Source organism: Pseudomonas sp. Marseille-Q5115 (assembly GCF_916618905.1).
Lineage (GTDB): Bacteria > Pseudomonadota > Gammaproteobacteria > Pseudomonadales > Pseudomonadaceae > Aquipseudomonas > Aquipseudomonas japonica_A.
The window spans coordinates 4413170-4433350 of record NZ_CAKAKI010000001.1; the positions used below are offsets into that span (position 1 = coordinate 4413170).

At 61.4% G+C, this 20181-nt stretch carries 5 protein-coding genes; 4 read left to right on the forward strand and 1 reads right to left on the reverse strand.

Annotated features, from left to right (window positions below):
• Positions 1 to 61: 61 nt before the first annotated feature.
• Positions 62 to 13750: a retention module-containing protein gene (locus tag LG385_RS20145; protein ID WP_225775647.1), complete on the reverse strand. Its 13689-nt coding sequence runs from the start codon at positions 13748 to 13750 to the stop codon at positions 62 to 64.
• Positions 13751 to 14103: 353 nt separating this feature from the next.
• On the opposite strand from LG385_RS20145, the gene LG385_RS20150 reads away from it, so the two are divergent.
• The 4 genes from LG385_RS20150 to LG385_RS20165 all read left to right on the forward strand — a co-directional run bounded on the left by LG385_RS20150 (position 14104) and on the right by LG385_RS20165 (position 20144).
• Positions 14104 to 15456, forward strand: a complete 1353-nt coding sequence (locus tag LG385_RS20150; protein ID WP_225775648.1) for a TolC family outer membrane protein — start codon at positions 14104 to 14106, stop codon at positions 15454 to 15456.
• A gap of 50 nt (positions 15457 to 15506) precedes the next feature.
• On the forward strand, positions 15507 to 17660 hold the full coding sequence (locus LG385_RS20155; RefSeq protein WP_225775649.1) for a type I secretion system permease/ATPase: 2154 nt from the start codon (positions 15507 to 15509) through the stop codon (positions 17658 to 17660).
• Positions 17650 to 19014 carry an HlyD family type I secretion periplasmic adaptor subunit gene (locus LG385_RS20160; protein WP_225775650.1) on the forward strand — a complete coding sequence of 455 codons (1365 nt, stop codon included), beginning with the start codon at positions 17650 to 17652 and terminating at the stop codon, positions 19012 to 19014. The genes LG385_RS20155 and LG385_RS20160 overlap by 11 nt, the downstream gene beginning before the upstream one ends.
• A 239-nt stretch (positions 19015 to 19253) precedes the next feature.
• Complete coding sequence (locus tag LG385_RS20165) at positions 19254 to 20144, forward strand: TauD/TfdA dioxygenase family protein (RefSeq protein ID WP_225775651.1); 891 nt, start codon at positions 19254 to 19256, stop codon at positions 20142 to 20144.
• Positions 20145 to 20181: the final 37 nt, after the last annotated feature.

The window sequence follows — 20181 nt, forward strand, 5'->3', positions numbered from 1 at the left end:
TCTTGTTCGGCGTTACGCCTTTGGCCCGGCAACAGCATAAGCCATTGCCGGGCCGTGGGCATCAGGCGTGGTCCACCTTGATGTGGGTGTCGGCGCCCGCTACCAGGCTCTTGAGCGCATCGTAGCCGATGCCACCCACCTTGATGCTTACGTCCGCTGCCGAGGCGTTGGTGCTTGGTGCCGCGGTAGCGCTGAGCTTGCCGGCGCTGCTGACCAGCAAGGAACCCGTACCGTCGGTGTTCTGGGTCACTTGCAGGTACTGGGTCAGGTCGCTGCCATGGCCGGACAACAGGTCGCTCAGGTCGATCACGTCGCCTTGGGTAGTGCTGAAGTCGGTGATGGTGTCCGAACCGGTTTCGCCCTTCACATAAACGAAGGTGTCCGCGCCAGCGCCACCGGTGAGGGTGTCGTTGCCGTTTCCGCCGACCAGGATGTCATTGCCCGCCCCGCCGTTCAGGATGTCGTTACCACCCTGGCCGAAGAGGATGTCGTTGCCGTCGCCGCCAAATAACTTATCCGCACCGTCGGCAGTACCGTAGGTATTAGAGCCAGCCGCCAGTTTCGCAATGTCTGCCAGATGGCTGGCATCAGTCAGATAGGCATGCAGCTGCGACTCGGTAGTTACCCCCGCGAAGGCCTTGAGGGCATCAGTGCCCTGCAGCTTGTCGAAGGTGATCAGGTCACCGAAGATGATGTCATTGCCACTGCTGCCGGTGATGGTATCGCTGCCAGGCGCGGTGTAATGGCCCAGTACTGCATCTTCGATCTGCGACGCATCCACCACTTTTTGCGCGTTGTGATCCGAATCGTAGTTATTCAGCGTGCTCGTGCTGATGCTGCTACCAAAACCTATGGCATCGACTGTACCGCTTGAGCCCATTGCACTGACCAATGCTTTGTAGGCAGCAGTAGATTGCGAATCTACATCTTGAGAAGAAGTGCCCGTGACGACATCGTAACCGCCGTTGCCATCAGCCTGCAAAACACCGCTTTTCCAGCTACCGCCGCTGCTCTCCTTATACGTGACGGTGCCATCCGCAGCGACTACAACGCTGCCATTAGCTGCGGTAAAGACTTGGCCGTATTTCCAGGAAGAAAGATCCAGGCTGTCAAGAAGAACCTTTGAGCCGTCACCTTTATAGTCCGAGTCATAAAGGTACGGGTTGCTGGTCTCCTTCGAAACAGTGTTTGGGGCACCGTCTGTGATGAAGTAGGTCTTGTTAGTCGCCCCCTGCGTAATGTCCGTACCTTGGAACCAATTCGCCGCGGTTTTCAGCGCTGCCTCGTAGTTTGTGCCTTCCCCGGAGTTGGACGCCATGGCATCAACAGCGTTAAGCAGCGTCTGCAGCGCATTTTTATCGGTGATATTCACCGAAACGACCGACTCGACTTTGGTATCAAAGTCCACCAGTAGAATCTTAATGACCCCGGAACCGTTGGATTTCGCGGTGTTGTACAGGGAGTTGAAGACGTTGGTCAACGACGCTTTCATTGTGGTCATGGCGGAGGAACCAATACTGCCCGACGTGTCCACAACGAAGGCAATGTTGTAGCTCTTTCCTGGAACCAACGGCTCCGCCTTGTCGCCCACAATGATGTTATTCGCGGTAGCAACGCCGGTGATGGTGTTGGAACCTATGTCACCATTGAGCAGCTTGTAGTCCGCGGCAGTGACAGAGATGTCAACGCTATGGGGCGTTTCGAGCGTTGAACTACCGTCCTTGGACGTCGTGGTCACCTGCAGGGTATCTGTACCGTTGTGGTACGCCGCTGGGGTGTAGGTCAGGCTGGTGACCGTCCACTTGCTCACGTCCACGGACGTATTGCCGGTGGTGGACGTGAACGTATGGCCAGCGCCATCAGACAGCGTCGCCCCTACCGGGATGCTGCTGATCTTGGTGACCGAGGCGGTTTCGGAGCGGTCGATGTCGGTGGTGCCCGCCACCAGGTTAAGTGCGGTGGAACCATTCTCCGCAACGGTGACGTTGGCAGGCGTCAGGGTCGAGGCGTCGGCTACCGGTGTGACGGTAACCGCCACGGTGGAAGCATTGCCGTAGTCCACGCCGTCGTAGGCCTTGTACGTCAGGCTTACCGTGCCGGAGGCGTCTTTATAAGGCGTGAAGGTCAGGTAACCCGCTTCCAGGTTTGCCTTGCTTACCAACTGCGTGGTGCCAGCGGCCACGGTGGTCCAGGTGCTGCCGTTGTAGTACTTCAGGGTGCCTTGGCTTGCCGCAGGGGCGGTAATTTGAATGCTCAGGCTGCTGCTGGCGGTGTCCGCGTCGGTGACACTGAAGTTGGCCCACTTGAGCGCCACAGTGGTGTCTTCGCTGGTGGCTGCCGTGCTCGCAACCGACACAGGCGCGTCATTGGTCGCTGTAACATGCACCGCCCCGCTTACGGCAACCGAATTGGTGCCGCCATCGTTGACCACTACCGTGTAGTTACGGTCTGCGGCGCTCGGGTCTTCACTGGTGTTGGCATAGGTGATCGACTTGATCGCGGCCACGTAGTCGGTGATAGACGCTGTGCCGGTGAGGGTCACGGTGATCTTGCCGCTGACGCTGGTGTCCACGCTGGCGGTGATGCCCGCCGGCAGGGTGCCTGCCTTGAGCACGTCGTAGGCCTGGGCGTTGCTCAGGGTTACGGTCGCGCTCTTGAGCGTGGTGGTGCCATCCGGGTCAGCGATGGTCAGCTGCTTCACCAACTGGGCAGCCGGGGCATTTTCCACGTAAGTGATGTCAGCCGTGCCGCCGGCCGGGTTGAGGTTCACCACCGGCGCATCGTTCACGGCGTCGACGGTAACGGTGAGGGTACCGGTACGTACTACTGGCGTAGCCACGCCCTGCTCGCTCGCGGTCGCCGTTACGGTCAGCACGAAGCTGCCGTTGTAGTTCAGTGGGGTGTTGAGGGTCAGGTTGGCCAGGTTCATCCCGGTCACAACTGCCGAGCCGTTGGCATCGAAAGTCACGGTGGTGGTGCCGTCGGTCAGGGTGGTGCCGGCAGGCGCGCCGCTGAGGGTGGTGACATGGGTCTCCGAGCCATCAGTGGTGTCGCCATAGGTCACGCTGATCGGCGCCAGCTTCACGCCCGCGTCTTCCAGGCCATGGTTCAGGCTGGTGCCCGTGTAGTAACCCTCACCATTGCTGCCATGCAGGGCAGACACGTCCAGGCCGGCGGCAGCCATGTCCTGCACGCTGCCGAAGGTCACCAGGCTGTTGAGCGAGGTGGCCACGCCGTCTACCAGCACGGTCACGTTGTAGTTGCCCGGGCCGCTCTGGTTGTAGTGGTACAGGTCGACGGTGTAGTAGCCGGTATCCGTAGGTGTGAAGGTGGTGCTGGTGACCGCACCGGAGTTCTTGCCCCAGCTGGCGGTCGCCACGGTAGTGCCGCCCAGGGTGATTGCCAGGCTGTCATCACCGGTGCCCGCGAAGCTGTAGGACTTGCCGGCTTCCAGGTACACAAGGCCGCTGACCTTGGTGGCGGTACCCGCGGCGATATCACCGCTGCTGGCGAGCGAGGTCACGCCGTGGACAGTCGGGTTGACGGTCGCGGCGCTGCCTACGGTGTTGATCAGCGTGCTGGTGGCCGCGCCATTGCCGCCGGTGCCCAGGGTGTCCTTGGACAACGTGGTCCAGGTGTCCTTGTTCAGGCCGGTGGAGGCAATGGTCGCAGCGCCTACGGTTACCACCGGAATGTCCACCACCGGGTTGACGGTGATGCTCAAGGTGCTGGTCGAACCGGTGTTGGTGGTGTAGGTGACCTGCTCCACGCTGCGGGCCCAATCCGCAGCCGGAGTGAAGGTGTAGGTACCGTCAGCCGCCACGCTCAAAGTGCCGTGAGCCAGCGCGATGTCGGTGCCGGTGGCGTAGGTGTTGCCGCCAACGCTGACCGAGCTGATGCTCAGGGCGTTGTCCACGTCGATGTCGTTGGTCAGCAGGTTGCCGGTGGCCTTGCCGTCTTCGGCGATCGTGGCCGTATCCGTTTTCAGCACGCTCGGGTCGTCCACTGCGGTGACTTTGAGGGTGCTGTTGTAGGTAGTGGTCTGGGCCGGGTCGCGGGCCAGGTTGCTGCCGCCAACATCGGTAACGGCAACGGTCACATTGCGCACGCCGTCTACTGGCGTGTCGGTAGCGTTGGAGAACTGGATCGCGTTGATCAGCCCTTGGTACTGCTCTACCGAAGCGGTGCCGGTGAGGGTGAAGGTCTGGGTGCCGTTCACGACATCACCGGCCACCAGGGTCACGCCACTTGGCAGCGTGCCGGTGAAGGCCACATTGTCGCCCGCGCCAAGGCCGGTGATGGTCACCACTGCCTTGGCCAGGGTGGTGTTATCCACGTCGGTGATCGACAGGCCACCTACAACAGACACCGCCGGCTGCCCTTCGGTGAAGCTCACCGGTGCGCCAGCGACCACAGGGGCGTCGTTTTCCGGGACCACACCAATATGCGAACTGGCAGTGGCAACAGCTCCACCGGTATCGGTGACCTTGATGCTGATGTCACGGGTTTCGGGGCTTGGGTTCTGCGAGCTGTTGTTGAAGGTGATGCTGTTGAGCACCGTCTGGTACTGGGCAGGAGTCGCTTCACCGCTCAAAGTAACCGTGATGATCGCTTTGCCATTGGCGTCCACGCCTTCGACGATCGAGGCGGTGATGCCGGTAGTGCCGGTATTCACGGCCAGGCTATCGCCGTCGTGGGCATTGGTCAGCACCACCGAGGCGCCCTTGATGTTGCTGTCCACATCCGTCAGCTTCAGGTCGCTGGCAATCAGCGCCACGCCTTGGCCGCCCTTTGGCGTTTCGCCTGCAGCCGGGGTTTCGATGAAGGTATTGCGGAAGGTATCGGTGTTGGTACTGCCGTTCGTGTGAGTGATTACCGGAGCGTCGTTGACTGCAGTAACCGTCAGGGTGCTGTTGTAGGTGCTGGTCTTGGCACCGTCGCTGTCCGTGGTCACGTCGGTGACAGCGATGGTCACGTTGCGCACGCCAGCAGTGGGGGTGTCGCTGCCGTTACTGTAGGTGATGCCCTGGATCAGCGCCTGGTATTCGGCAATGGAGGCCTTGCCGGTGAAGGTGATGGTCTCGACGCCGTTGACTACGGAGGTATTGGCCGTGATCCCTGCAGGCAGGCTGGTGGGGAGGGTAACCACATCGCCATTGCCCAGGTTATCTATCGTTACCACGACCTTGGACAGCTGGTTTCCATCCAGGTCATTCATGCTGAAGTTGCTGACGATGGAAGTCGCGGCACCGTTCTCGGTGAAGCTCACTTTCTCACCGAAGATATCCACGGCATCGTTCTGCGGCTTGACGTTCATCACCGTGGTGATGCTCGAGGTGCCGTTCAGACCGCCATCGTTTACCGAAATGGTGATCTTGCGCTGCTCGTCCGACGGCGTATTGCTGGTGTTATTGAAGGTGACGTGGTTGATCACCCAGGCGTAGTCGGCCGGGCTGGCGTCGCCGCTCAGCTTGATGGTGATGGTGCCGTTGGCATTGACGATCTCGGCCTTGATACCGGTGTTGCCGACGTCCACGGCCAGGCTGTCACCGGGCTTGGCGTTGGTGAGCACGATGCTGCCGCCCTTGAGGGTGGTGTTGTCGACATCCTTCAGCGTGAGGTCGCCAGTGCCGATGATGCGGCCCGGCCCCTTGCCTTCCCACGCCGCCGGCGTGGTGCCGTGGGGCGTTTCGATGAAGGTGTTGCCCCAGTTGTTGGTAACGGTGCTGCCGTCGACGTGGCTGAAGACCGGGGCATCGTTGACCGGCGCCACGTGCACGAGCAGGTTCTGGCTTACGCTTTCCGCCTTGGCGGTGCCATCTTGGGCCGTGGCGGTCACGGTAAAGGTGTAGTCACCATTGGCGTTGGTTGGCGCGGTGAACTTGAGGCTCGACATATTCCAGCCGGTGATGTTCACGGTACCGTCGGCCCCGACGGTCACGTTATGCGCTGCGGTGCCGTCAGTCAGCACGGCATCCTTGGGGAGACCGGTGATTTTCACCGTCAGGGTCTCGGAACCGTCTACGTCGGCAGAGGCTGCCTTGATGGTCGACAGCAGAATCGGCTGGTCTTCCAGGCCGCTGTTGCGGGTTTCGACCAACTGGATGTTGTCCAGTACACCACCGGTGCTGTTCTTGTCGGCGGCCACGAATTCCAGCTTCTGGCTACCGTCAGCGCTGACCGGCAGGTTGAGCGTGTAATGCGTCATGCCGGTGCTGTTGGCGGTCAGGGTGGTGATCAACTGTCCACCCCAGTACACGTTGATCTTCGAATTGCTCTCGGCACCGCTGCGCGCCGAGTAATCGAAGCTTACGGTGTAGGTGGCGCCAGTTTGCGCGCTTACCGTGGTGTACAGGTTGCTCGCATCGTTGGGGTTACGCTCCAACTCGATGACCTGACTGGTAGTGCCGGCGCCGTAGGTGGTGCCCGCGCCGATCTCCACGGTATTGCCCGAGTTATCGGTGTGCCATTCGCCGCTGCCCAGCTTGCCTACCGCTACGGTGGCCTTGCCGCCAGCTGCCACTTCCTGGAGGTCGGTGGATGCCAGGGTGCTCTGGCCGATCAGGCTCAGGATTGGAACGTCAGTAACCGGAGCCACCGTGATGTTCAAGGTGCTCGTCGAGCCGGTGTTTGTGGTGTAGGTGACCTGCGGCACGGTGCCGGCCCAGTCGGCCGTCGGCGTGAAGGTATAGCTGCCATCGGTACTGACCGTCAGCTTGCCCACGCCGGTGTCGATTTCACTACCGGTTGCGTAGGTTTTGCCGCCAACGCTCACTGAGCTGATGCTCAGGGTATTGTCCACGTCGCTGTCATTGCTGAGCAGGTTGCCAGTGGCCTTGCCGTCTTCCTTGATGGTAGCGGTGTCAGCACCCAGTACGCTGGCATCGTCTACCGCTGCGAGGGTAATCGTCTCGGTCGCCGGGGTAGCGCTAGTGGCACCCAGGTTGTCCGTTGCGGTGTAGACAACGGTCGTGCTGCCGTTCCAGTTGGCGGCCGGTACGAAGGTCAAGGTGGCGCCGTTATTGATCGCCGAGACAGTGTCACCTACGTGGACGATGCTGTTCGGATCATTGGCATCGCGCAACAGCATGCCGTCGGCCGGTACCGATGTGATGGTGAAGTGGTCGACGGTACCGTCCACGTCCGACCCGCTCAGGGCCACCGTCACTGGAGTGTCTTCGGTGCCGGTAACGGTGCTGCTGGCCACTACCGGCGCGTCGTTGGTGCCGGTGACCTTGATGACCAAAGTGTCGGTGTCGGTCGCGCCCCATTGATCCTTGACCTGATAGGCGATGGAGAGGGTCTCGGTAGCCCCCTCGGCCAGGTGCTGGTAGGCCGCGTTGCTGGCGTCGAGCGTCCAGGTGCCGTCGGCGTTCAGGGTGAAGCCAGGCACGCTCGGCTGGCTGCTGGTGGTGCTGAAGGTCAGCTGGCGACCGTCGTCAACATCAGTGGCGGTCAGGGTGCCACGGGCGACCGCGTCTTCGTTCACCGCAACGTTGCCGGCGGCAGTCGTGGTGGTGATCACCGGCGTGTCGTTGGTGCCGGTCACCTTGATGACCAGGGTATCGGTGTCGGTCGCGCCCCACTGATCCTTCACCTGATAGGCGATGGAGAGGGTCTCGGTCACGCCCTTGGCCAAGTGCTGGTAGGCCGCGTTGCTGGCGTCGAGCGTCCAGGTGCCGTCGGCGTTCAGGGTGAAGCCAGGCACGTTCGGCTGGCTGCTGGTGGTGCTGAAGGTCAGCTGGCGACCGTCGTCAACATCAGTGGCGGTCAGGGTGCCGCGGGCGACCGCGTCTTCGTTCACCGCAACGTTGCCGGCGGCAGTCGTGGTGGTGATCACTGGCGTGTCGTTGGTGCCGGTCACCTTGATGACCAAGGTTTCAGAGTCGGCCGCACCATATTGGTCGACCACTTTGTAACCGATGTAAAGAGTCTCGGTAGCCCCCTTGGCCAGATGCTGATAGGCCGCATTGCTTGCGTCGAGCGTCCAGGTGCCGTCCTTGTTCAGGGTGAAGCCCGGGATACTAGTCTTGGCTGTCTGGCTGAAGGTCAGCTGGCTCCCGTCATCAACATCCATGGCAGTGAGCTTGCCAGATACCTGGAAGTCTTCATTCACCTTGGCCATGTTGCCAGCGGCAGTGGTGGTAATGACTGGCGCATCATTAGCACCGGTGACAGTAATGGTCAGCGTCTGCGGGGTGCTGACGGCACTGTGTTCGTCAGTGACCACGTAGTTGATTGCGATGGTTTCGGTAGCACCCTTGGTCAGGTGCTGATAAGCCGCGTTGCTGGCGTCCAGGGTCCAGGTGCCATCAGCCTTCAGGGTAAAGCCGGGCACGCTCGGCTGGCCGCTGGCGGTGCTGAAGGACAAGCTGGAATTATCGTCGGCATCCGTAGCGGTCAGCTTGCCAGATACTCGCGAGTCTTCATTAACCCGGGCCGCGCTAGCCGCAGAAGAAGTGGTGATGACGGGGGTGTCATTGGTTCCGGTCAGGGTGACGGTCAGAGCCTGCGGAGCGCTGGCCACACCCTGGGCATCGGTGGCGACGTACTGGATGTCGTAGCTCGTGCTCTGGCCGACGGCCAGGTGCTGGTAGGCCGCATTGCTCGGGTCGAGCGTCCAGCTGCCGTCGGTGTTCAGGGTAAAGCCTGGAACCTTGTCGGCTGAAGTCTGGCTGAACACCAGAGTGGCGGTTTCACCGCTGTCGGCGTCGGTCGCGGTCAGCGTGCCGGAAGCAAGGGGGCTGTCCTCGGCGACGGTAGCCTTGCCGTCGGCCACCGAGGTGGTGATCACCGGGGTGTCGTTGGTGCCGGTCACGGTGACGGTCAGCGTCTGGGGAGCGCTGGCCACACCTTGGGCGTCGGTGGCGACGTACTGGATGTCGTAGGTTGCGCTCTGGCCGACGGCCAGGTGCTGGTAGGCCGCATTGCTCGGGTCGAGCGTCCAGCTGCCGTCGGTGTTCAGGGTAAAGCCTGGAACCTTGTCGGCTGAAGTCTGGCTGAACACCAGAGTGGCGGTTTCGCCGGCGTCGGCATCAGTCGCCGTGAGCTTGCCGGAAGAGAGGGGGCTATCCTCGGCGACGGTGGCCTTGCCGTCGGCCACCGAGGTGGTGATCACCGGGGTGTCATTGGTGCCGGTGACGGTGACGGTCAGCGTCTGGGGAGCACTGGCCACACCCTGGGCGTCGGTGGCGACGTACTGGATGTTGTAATTCGTGCTCTGGCCGACGGCCAGGTGCTGGTAGGCCGCATTGCTCGGGTCGAGCGTCCAGCTGCCGTCGGTGTTCAGGGTAAAGCCTGGAACCTTGTCGGCCGAGGTCTGGCTGAACACCAGCGTGGCGGTTTCGCTGGCGTCGGCGTCGGTCGCGGTCAGCGTGCCGGAAGCAAGGGAGCTGTCCTCGGCGACGGTGGCCTTGCCAGCGACGGCGCTGGTGGTGATTTCAGGCACATCGTTGGTGCCGGTCACGGTGACGGTCAGCGTCTGGGGAGCGCTGGCCACACCTTGGGCATCGGTGGCGACGTACTGGATGTCGTAGCTCGTGCTCTGGCCGACGGCCAGGTGCTGGTAGGCCGCATTGCTCGCGTCGAGCGTCCAGCTGCCGTCGGTGTTCAGGGTAAAGCCTGGAACCTTGTCGGCCGAAGTCTGGCTGAACACCAGCGTGGCGGTTTCACCGCTGTCGGCGTCGGTCGCGGTCAGCGTGCCGGAAGCAAGGGGGCTGTCCTCGGCGACGGTAGCCTTGCCGTCGGCCACCGAGGTGGTGATCACCGGGGTGTCATTGGTGCCGGTGACGGTGACGGTCAGCGTCTGGGGAGCGCTGGCCACACCTTGGGCATCGGTGGCGACGTACTGGATGTCGTAGCTTGTGCTCTGGCCGACGGCCAGGTGCTGGTAGGCCGCATTGCTCGGGTCGAGCGTCCAGCTGCCGTCGGTGTTCAGGGTAAAGCCTGGAACCTTGTCGGCTGAAGTCTGGCTGAACACCAGAGTGGCGGTTTCGCCGGCGTCGGCATCAGTCGCCGTGAGCTTGCCGGAAGAGAGGGGGCTATCCTCGGCGACGGTGGCCTTGCTGCCAGTAACCGAAGTGGTTATGACCGGCGCGTCGTTGGTGCCGGTCACGGTCAGGGTCAGGGTTTCGGTACCGCTTGGGGCACCGTGTTCGTCGGTGACCTGGTACTTGACGGTGATGGTCTGGGTTTCACCCTGGGCCAGCTGCTGGTATGCCGCATTGCTGGCGTCGAGGGTCCAGCTGCCGTTGGAGTTCAGGGTGAAGCCTGGAACCGAAGGCTGGCCGGCTATGGTGCTGAAGGTCAGCGTAGCGCCGTTGTCGATGTCAGTGGCGGTCAGTTGGCCGGTGACGGTCGCATCTTCGTTCACGCCGGCAGCGCTGGCGGCAGGCGAAGTGGTCACCACCGGCGCATCGTTGGTGCCGGTAACCGTCAGGGTCAGGGTTTCAGTAGAGCTGGTAGCGCCGTTCTCGTCGGTCACCAGGTACTGAACGGTGATGATCTGCTTTTCGCCCTGAGCCAGCTGCTGGTACGCAGCATTGCTGGCGTCCAGCGTCCAGCTGCCATTGGAGTTCAGGGTGAAGCCTGGAACCGAAGGCTGGCCGGCTATGGTGCTGAAGGTCAGCGTAGCGCCGTTGTCGACATCGGTCGCGGTCAGTTGGCCAGTGACGGTCGCATCTTCGTTCACGCCGGCAGCGCTGGCGGCAGGCGAAGTGGTGACCACCGGCGCGTCGTTGGTGCCGGTCACGGTCAGGGTCAGGGTTTCGGTACCGCTTGGGGCACCGTGTTCGTCGGTGACCTGGTACTTGACGGTGATGGTCTGGGTTTCACCCTTGGCCAACTGCTGGTACGCAGCATTGCTGGCGTCGAGGGTCCAGCTGCCGTTGGAGTTCAGGGTGAAGCCTGGAACCGAAGGCTGGCCGGCTATGGTGCTGAAGGTCAGCGTAGCGCCGTTGTCGATGTCAGTGGCGGTCAGTTGGCCGGTGACGGTCGCATCTTCGTTCACGCCGGCAGCGCTGGCGGCAGGCGAAGTGGTCACCACCGGCGCATCGTTGGTGCCGGTAACCGTCAGGGTCAGGGTTTCAGTAGAGCTGGTAGCGCCGTTCTCGTCGGTCACCAGGTACTGAACGGTGATGATCTGCTTTTCGCCCTGAGCCAGCTGCTGGTACGCAGCATTGCTGGCGTCCAGCGTCCAGCTGCCATTGGAGTTCAGGGTGAAGCCTGGAACCGAGGGCTGGCCGGCTATGGTGCTGAAGGTCAGCGTAGCGCCGTTGTCGATGTCAGTGGCGGTCAGTTGGCCGGTGACGGTCGCATCTTCGTTCACGCCGGCAGCGCTGGCGGCAGGCGAAGTGGTCACCACCGGCGCATCGTTGGTGCCGGTAACCGTCAGGGTCAGGGTTTCAGTAGAGCTGGTAGCGCCGTTCTCGTCGGTCACCAGGTACTGAACGGTGATGATCTGCTTTTCGCCCTGAGCCAGCTGCTGGTACGCAGCATTGCTGGCGTCCAGCGTCCAGCTGCCATTGGAGTTCAGGGTGAAGCCTGGAACCGAAGGCTGGCCGGCTATGGTGCTGAAGGTCAGCGTAGCGCCGTTGTCGATGTCAGTGGCGGTCAGTTGGCCGGTGACGGTCGCATCTTCGTTCACGCCGGCAGCGCTGGCGGCAGGCGAAGTGGTCACCACCGGCGCATCGTTGGTGCCGGTAACCGTCAGGGTCAGGGTTTCAGTAGAGCTGGTAGCGCCGTTCTCGTCGGTCACCAGGTACTGAACGGTGATGATCTGCTTTTCGCCCTGAGCCAGCTGCTGGTACGCAGCATTGCTGGCGTCCAGCGTCCAGCTGCCATTGGAGTTCAGGGTGAAGCCTGGAACCGAAGGCTGGCCGGCTATGGTGCTGAAGGTCAGCGTAGCGCCGTTGTCGACGTCGGTCGCGGTCAGTTGGCCGGTCACGGTCGCATCTTCGTTCACGGCGGCAGCGCTGGCGGCAGGCGAAGTGGTGACCACCGGCGCGTCGTTGGTACCAGTAATCGTCAGGGTCAGCGTCTCGGTACCGCTTGGCGCACCGTGCTCGTCGGTGACCTGGTACTTCACGGTGATGGTCTGCTTTTCGCCCTGGGCCAACTGCTGGTAGGCCGCGTTGCTCGCGTCGAGGGTCCAGCTGCCGTTGGGGTTCAGGGTAAAGCCGGGCACGGCAGCCTGGCCAGCGGCGGTGCTGAAGGTGAGCACCGCGCCGTTGTCCACGTCAGTGGCGGTCAGTTGGCCAGTGACGGTCGCGTCTTCTTTCACGGCGGCAGCGCTGGCGGCAGGCGAAGTGGTGACCACCGGCGCATCGTTGGTGCCGGTAACTGTGAGGGTCAGTGTTTCGGTACCGCTTGGCGCACCGTGCTCATCGGTGACTTGGTACTTGACGGTGATGGTCTGGGCTTCACCCTGGGCCAGCTGCTGGTACGCGGCGTTGCTCGCGTCGAGGGTCCAGCTGCCGTTGGGGTTCAGGGTGAAGCCCGGAACGGCAGCCTGGCCGGCGGCAGTGCTGTAGGTCAGCACGGCGCCGTTGTCGACATCGGTCGCGGTCAGTTGGCCGGTGACGGTCGAGTCTTCGTTCACCGCCGCTGCGCTATCAGCCGCAACGGTAGTGACCACCGGCGCGTCATTGGTGCCGGTCACGGTCAGGGTCAGAGTGGCAGTCGAGCTAGGGGCACCGACTTCATCGGTCACCAGGTACTGAACCGTGATGGTCTGGGTTTCACCCAATGCCAGCTGCTGGTACGCGGCATTGCTGGCGTCAAGGGCCCAGGTACCGTCGGCATTGAAGGTGAACCCAGGCACAGCAGCTTGATTGGGAGCAACGCTAAAGGTCAGCTGAGCGCCGGCGTCGACGTCAGTGGCAGTCACTTGGCCCGAAACGGTGGAGTCTTCATTTACACCAGCGGCGCTTGCCTCCTCGCTGGTAGTAATGACAGGCGCATCGTTGACCGGGTTAATCACGATATCCAGCGAACCGGTAGCGCCGGTATTGGTGGTATAGGTGACTTGCGGAACGGTCCCGTTCCAGTTGGCATCCGGCGTGAATACGTAATCACCATTCGCCGCGATCGTAATGGTGCCAACACCCGCGATGGTAGCGGCCTGGCCCGCCGTGAACGTGCCGGTAACTCCTGCAACGGTGTAACCGGTCACGCTCAGCGTATTGTCGGCATCGCTGTCATTGGTGAGCACATTGCCGGTAGCTGCGTTGTCTTCGTCCACGGTAGCAGTGTCCGCGCCAATGAGCGTGGGGCTATCGGTCGGGCTGGTTTGCTCGGCGGTAATGGAATCGCCGCTGCTAATGCCGGCGGTATTGAAGCCAATGGTGGGGTCTACCGCGCCTGCGGTTTCCTCCAGCAATACAAAGCTATGGCTACCGCCGCCTGAACCACCGGTATCCACGGTGTTGCCGGCCGCAGTGGCTTCCAGGTCTGTCGTCGGGTCAGCGCCGGCGGCGATGGCCTTCTGCAGCTCGGCTACGGAAGGCGCCTGATGTGCAGGGTCCTCGGCCGGGCGCGTCATGTCCGGAGTATTGGCGCTCCACTGGGAGTCCCGCCCGATATCCAGGTTGCGGCCATCATTGAGCGTGAGGGTCACGGCGCCCGAAGCGCCCGTTTCAACCACCTCACCAGCGAGCAATCGGTCACCTTCGACAAGGACCCGGCGGATCCCCTCAGGCGAAACCGCGATCACTTGGCCAACAATGCTTTTTACGATGGCGACGCCGCTCATGTGACTTCTCCGAGACTACCGTTCTGGTCGCTTCCATACGACTGGCAGGGAAAAGCCCTGACATTTCAGTGGGGAGCGTGATGTATAAAGGGATGATATTGAATGGCGTCATTTACATGACGCAGTTTGTAGGAGATTAACTATCCGACAAACTATTGACCTATTGTGCGGCATCCTAAACAATCCGCCGCGTAATGTCACATTGATATTCCACTGGCTAACCGCCTGCATTGTGTGTCCCCGGTTTCCTTTAAGGACTTGCCGACATCCGCGCGTTTCGGTTGCCAATCTCGCGTGCTCCGACTTTCGGTCGTAGTTATTGTTTTCAAAGGATTTTTTGGGTAATCCTCACAATGCGTTCGCACATCTTTGCTCTGCTTCCCCTCGTAGTTGCCGCCAATTTCGCCCAGGCTGACACGCTGTCGAGTGCTATCCAGCATGCCCTTGAGGTCCATCCTGAGGTACAAGCTGGCGTCAATGCTCGGACGGCTGCTGACTACGCTGTTAAAGCCGCCAAGGGTGGCTACTTGCCACGTGTCGACGTTTTGGCGGGGTATGGCCGGGAGGGTACAGACAGCCCAACCACCCGCACCGCAACGGGTGACGACAAGTTCGAAGTGCTCACGCGAGGTGAATCCAGCGTCCGTTTGCAACAAATGATCTTTGACGGTTTTGCGACGCAGAACGAAGTAGCCCGTCAACAAGCCACCGCCAATTCTCGGGCATATTCGCTGCTGGGCACTTCCGAGCGCACGGCCTTGACCGTGGTTCAGGTTTACCTGGATGTGCTTACTCGTCGGGAATATGTTCGGCTGGCCGAAGAAAATCTGAAGAACCACGAACGAATTTTCGATCAGATCAAACTGCGCACTGCCCGCGGCATAGGCCGCAACGCAGACCGGGATCAAGCGGAAGCCCGTCTCGCTCAAGCGCGCAACAATCTGCTGACCGAGCAGACCAATCTGGCCGATGCCACTACCAACTATTACAGCGCGGTGGGCCAGATGCCTGACCAGCTGGAAACGCCTGCGCCGGTGGTAGACGGCATGCCCGGCAGCCTGGACCAGGCACGTGAGCAGCTGGTTGCGGATAGCCCGGTTCTGCGATCTGCCGAAGCAGACATCGCCGCCACTGAAAAGCAGTACTCCTCAGCCCGCTCGTCGTTTTATCCACGCTTCGATGCAGAACTGTCGCGCAACGCCGATAACAACGTCAGCGGTGAGGAAGGCCATTACAACGGTTGGTCGGCGATGGTACGTATGACCTTCAACCTGTACGCTGGCGGCGCGAACAAGGCGGACCTGGAATCCAAGTCCTACCTGTCGGGCCAGGCGCTGGATATCCGCAACAACGCACTGCGCCAGCTGAACGAAGAGCTTGGCCTGGCGTGGAACGCTTATAACAACGCTACCGCTCAGTTGCCGATCGCCCAGCAGTACGTTGAACGTAACACCCGCGTGCGTACGGCCTACCAGTCGCAGTTCAGCCTTGGCGAGCGTACCCTGCTCGACCTGCTCGACAGCGAGAACGAAACCTTCACGGCTGCCCGCCGCCTGGCCGAGGTTCAGAACCTCAAGCTGTTCAGCCAGTACCGGATCAAGGCCGTGATGGGCCAGCTGTTGCGCAGCCAGGGTGTAGTGCCCCCGCTGGCATCGGTTGTGCAGCAGGACATCAAGCCGGAGGTTAAACTGCCCGGCATGAACTGATTCTTGACGGATCAGCCCTTCGTAACTTCGAAAAAAACAGAGAGCGCAGCGTGGACTCAGAACCCGGTCGAAACCTACCCAGTCATGATCCACGCAGCTTGCACGACGACCCGTTGCTGGACGGTTTGCTGTCGCTCTGTTACCTGCACCAGAAGCCAGCCAGCCGAGCCATGCTCACAACAGGCTTGCCGTTGCCAGACCAACGCCTTTCCCCTGCCCTGTTGGCTCGCGCGGCTGCACGCGCCGGGCTGCAGGGCCGGTTGCTTACGCGTAAGCTGGAGCAGATCCCTGCCATCGCCATGCCTGTGCTGCTGTTGTTGAAAGACAACCGCAGCGCAGTGCTGGTGGGCTGGGAAGGCGACCAGGCCCGCCTGTTGCTGAGCGAAAGCGACGGTGGCGAAGTGAGTGTGAGCCGCGAGTTGCTGGAAGAGGATTACAGCGGCCGCGTGTTCTTCGCTCAGCCCCAGCACAAATTCGATGTAAGCCATGGCTCCCTGATTCCCCGAGCGAAGTCGTGGTTCAAAGACACCCTCAAGCGTTCCCGCTGGCTGTACATGGACGCCATCGCCGCCAGCCTGGTGATCAACCTGATCGCCATGGCCGCGCCGCTGTTCGTGATGAACGTGTACGACCGCGTAGTGCCCAACCAGGCCACGGCCACGTTGTGGGTGTTGGCCGCCGGTATCACCGGCGCCTACCTGTTCGACCTGTTGCTCAAGGGGCTGCGCGGGCTGTGCCTGGACCTTGCCGGCAAAAAGACTGACCTGATCATCTCCGCCACGCTGTTCGAGCGCGTCGTGGGCATGGCCATGAAGATGCGCCCGGCGCGGGTAGGTAGTTATGCGCAGAACATTCATGAATTCCAGGGCATGCGGGACTTCCTCACCTCGCTGACCCTCACCAGCCTGATCGACCTGCCCTTCACCCTGCTGATCCTGCTGGTGATCGCAATCCTCGGCGGCCACCTTGTGTGGATTCCCGTTGTGGCGTTCCCGTTGGCGCTCACCCTTGGCCATCTGCTGCAAAAGCCGTTGACCGCCACCCTTGAGCGCACCATGGCGTTGGCCTCGGAGCGCCAGTCGGCGCTGATCGAAACCCTCGCCGGCCTTGATGGGATCAAGGTGAACAACGCGGAAAGCGAGCGCCAGTACCAGTGGGAGCAAACCATTGGCACGCTGAGCCGCCTTGAGCTGCGCGTGAAGGTGCTGTCCAGCCTGGCGATGAACCTCACCTTGATGATTCAACAGCTCGCCGGCGTGGCGATGGTCATTTTTGGTGTGTATCAGATCATCGACAACAACCTGAGCATGGGTGGCCTGATCGCCTGCTATATGCTCAACACCCGCGCCCTTGGCCCACTGGCGCAACTGTCCGGCCTGCTTACGCGCTACCAGCAGACCAAGGTCACCATGGTGTCGGTGAACCAGATGATGGACCTGCCGCAGGAGCGCAACTTCGAAGAGCGCCCGCTTAGCCGGCCGGTTCTTCAGGGCGCGGTGGAGTTCCGCAACCTGGGCTTTACCTACCCGAACCAACAGAACGTTGCCCTGCGCAATATCAACCTCAGCATTCGCCCGGGCGAGAAGATCGGCATCATCGGCCGCAGCGGTTCGGGCAAAAGCTCGCTAGCCAAATTGATCGTGGGCCTATACGAGGCCGATGAAGGCGCCCTGCTCATCGACGGCGTGGACATCCGCCAGATCGACGTCAGCGAGCTGCGCCACAACATTGGTTACGTCCCTCAGGACATCCAGCTGCTGGCAGGTACCTTGCGCGACAACCTGGTGTCGGGCGCGCGTTATGTGGAAGACGAAATGGTGCTGCAAGCGGCAGAGCTTGCAGGTGTGCATGAATTCGCCCGGCTGCATCCGCAAGGCTATGAACTGCAGGTAGGCGAGCGGGGGCAGAACCTCTCAGGTGGCCAGCGGCAGAACGTGGCACTGGCCCGCGCCCTGTTGCTCAACCCCCAGATATTGCTGCTCGATGAACCTACCAGCGCCATGGACAACAGCGGTGAAGAACGCTTGAAGCAGCGGTTGCAGCCCTTCATTGGCGACAAGACTGTGGTACTGGTCACCCACCGCGCTTCGTTGCTATCGCTGGTGGAGCGCCTGATCGTGATCGATCGGGGGCAGATTGTGGCGGACGGCCCGAAAGCCGCCGTGCTCGAAGCGCTGAAAAAGGGGCAAGTCAATGTCGCTTAAAGTAGACAAGGGCGGTATTGGCGCCTACTTCAAAGGCCGGGACAACTTGTCCGGCCAGCCTCTGCCTGAAGTGAACAAGGCGTTGATCGACGATGCGCCGCGTATCGTTCGCCTGACCATCTGGGGTGTGATTCTCTTCTTCGTGTTCCTTATCGGTTGGGCGCATTTTGCGATCATCGATGAGGTCACCAAAGGCGAAGGCAAGGCTATTCCGTCCTCGAAAATCCAGAAGGTGCAGAACCTTGAAGGCGGTATCGTCGCGCAGATTTATGTGAAGGAAGGCGAGATCGTAGAGCCAGGCGCGCCGCTGATTCGCCTCGACGATACCCGCTTCGCTTCCAACGTGGGCGAAACCGAGGCTGACCGTATCGGCATGGCGCTGCGCGTGGAGCGCTTGAGCGCCGAGGTGGACGACCGCCCGCTGAACATCCCGGCAGACCTGCGCAAGGCCGCGCCCAAGCAGGCTGGTGACGAAGAGCAGCTTTATCGCAGCCGTCGCCAGCAGATGGCCGACGAGATCGGCGGCTTGCAGGCGCAGCTGACGCAGAAGCAACAAGAGTTGCGCGAGTTTGGCTCCAAGCAAGAGCAATACCGTAATAGCTTGAGCCTGCTGCGCCAGGAAATCGGTATGTCCGAACCGTTGGTGAAGCAAGGCGCCGTATCGCCGGTGGAAGTGCTGCGCCTCAAGCGGTCCGAGGTGGAAACCCGCGGGCAGCTTGACGCTACCACGTTGGCTATCCCCCGCGCCCAGGCGGCGATTTCGGAAGTGCAGCGCAAGATCGACGAAACGCGCGGCAAGTTCCGCAGCGACGCCCTTACCCAACTGAACGAAGCCCGCACGGACCTGAGCAAGTACACCGCCACGGCCAAGGGGCTGGAAGATCGCGTAAGCCGTACCATGGTGTCCTCGCCAGTGCGCGGGATCATCAAGCAGGTACTGGTGAACACGGTGGGCGGCGTGATCCAGCCGGGCAGCGATATCGTGGAAATCGTTCCGCTGGACGACACCTTGATCGTGGAAGCCAAGATCCGCCCGCAGGACATCGCGTTCCTGCACCCCGGCCAGGAAGCGATGATCAAGTTCACTGCTTACGACTACACCATTTATGGTGGGCTAAAGGGCCAACTGCAGCAGATCGGCGCGGACACCATCACCGATGAAGATAAAAAGCAGACGTACTACTTGATTCGCCTGCGCACCGACCGCAACCACCTCGGCCCTGATGACAAGCCCTTGCTCATCATCCCTGGCATGGTCGCTTCGGTAGACATCATCACCGGCCACAAGAGCATCCTCAGCTACCTGCTCAAGCCGATCTTGCGCGCGCGGGCAGAGGCGCTGCACGAGCGGTAGTACCGGTTCCCGGGCTTCGCTTGCACTTCGCACAGTCCTACAGGGCCATCACTTGGCCCTGTAGCATGCAACAGTACTAACCTTATTCCGCAACAGTATTTAAGCCCCAATTCTTATTCTTTTATATTGGCTCTCGCGTACCTGCCGGCCCACCGGCGCGCCGCACGAACAGAACGAACACGGTCGTCCCCCGTGAGTTTCTTGTACATGCGTGATCAGCGCATGCGTGGAGAGTCAATATGCCTTCGGCCCCAAACGCTGCCACCGTTTCCAACGGGCAGGCGTTCGAGATCCTTCCATTCGATGGCGCCGTTGGCGCCGAAATCATCGGCCTGGACCTTACCGGGCCGCTGAGCGATACCGACTTCGCCCGCATACATCGCGCCCATCTGGATTACCACGTAGTGGTGTTCCGTGATCAGCGCATTACGCCAGAACAGCAGATCGCCTTCAGCCGCAGGTTTGGCGAATTGCAGATCCATGTACTCAAGCAGTTCCTGCTGGCGGGCCATCCGGAAATCCTGATCGTTTCCAATATCATCGAGCAGGGCAACCCTATCGGGCTGGGCGATGCTGGCAAGTTCTGGCACTCCGACCTGTCCTATAAACAGCTCCCGAGCCTGGGTTCCATGCTGCACGCCCAAGAACTGCCGAGCGAAGGCGGCGATACGTTGTTCGCTGATATGCACAAAGCGCTCGATGCACTGCCGGCCGAACTGCGCTACGCGATCGAGGGCAAACAGGCGGCGCATTCCTACACCGCGCGCTACAGCGAGCCAAAATTCGAAGGCGACTGGCGGCCCCGGTTGAGCCCTGAGCAGCTGGCCCAGGTGCAGGAGGTGATTCACCCTATCGTCCGTACCCATCCGGAAAGCCGGCGCAAGGCACTGTTTGTCAGCGAGGGCTTCACCACTCGGATCGTAGGCTTGCCTGAAGACGAGAGTCGGCAGATTTTGGAAGAGCTCTATCGCTACAGCGTGCTGCCTGAAAACATTTATCGCCACCAATGGCGGCCGCACGACATGGTCTTCTGGGACAACCGCTCGCTGATCCATCTGGCCGCCGGTTGCCCGAGTCACCTGCGGCGCAAGTTGTACCGCACCACTATCCAAGGTGACGCGCCCTTCTAAGGCCCTCCTTCGGCAAACCGCCTATTCGGCCGCGCTG

Coding starts and splice junctions, on each gene's coding strand:
- LG385_RS20160 (WP_225775650.1), top strand. CDS start 17,650: ATGTCGCTTAAAGTAGACAAGGGCGGTATTGGCGCCTACTTCAAAGGC.
- LG385_RS20145 (WP_225775647.1), bottom strand. CDS start 13,750: ATGAGCGGCGTCGCCATCGTAAAAAGCATTGTTGGCCAAGTGATCGCG.
- LG385_RS20165 (WP_225775651.1), top strand. CDS start 19,254: ATGCCTTCGGCCCCAAACGCTGCCACCGTTTCCAACGGGCAGGCGTTC.
- LG385_RS20150 (WP_225775648.1), top strand. CDS start 14,104: ATGCGTTCGCACATCTTTGCTCTGCTTCCCCTCGTAGTTGCCGCCAAT.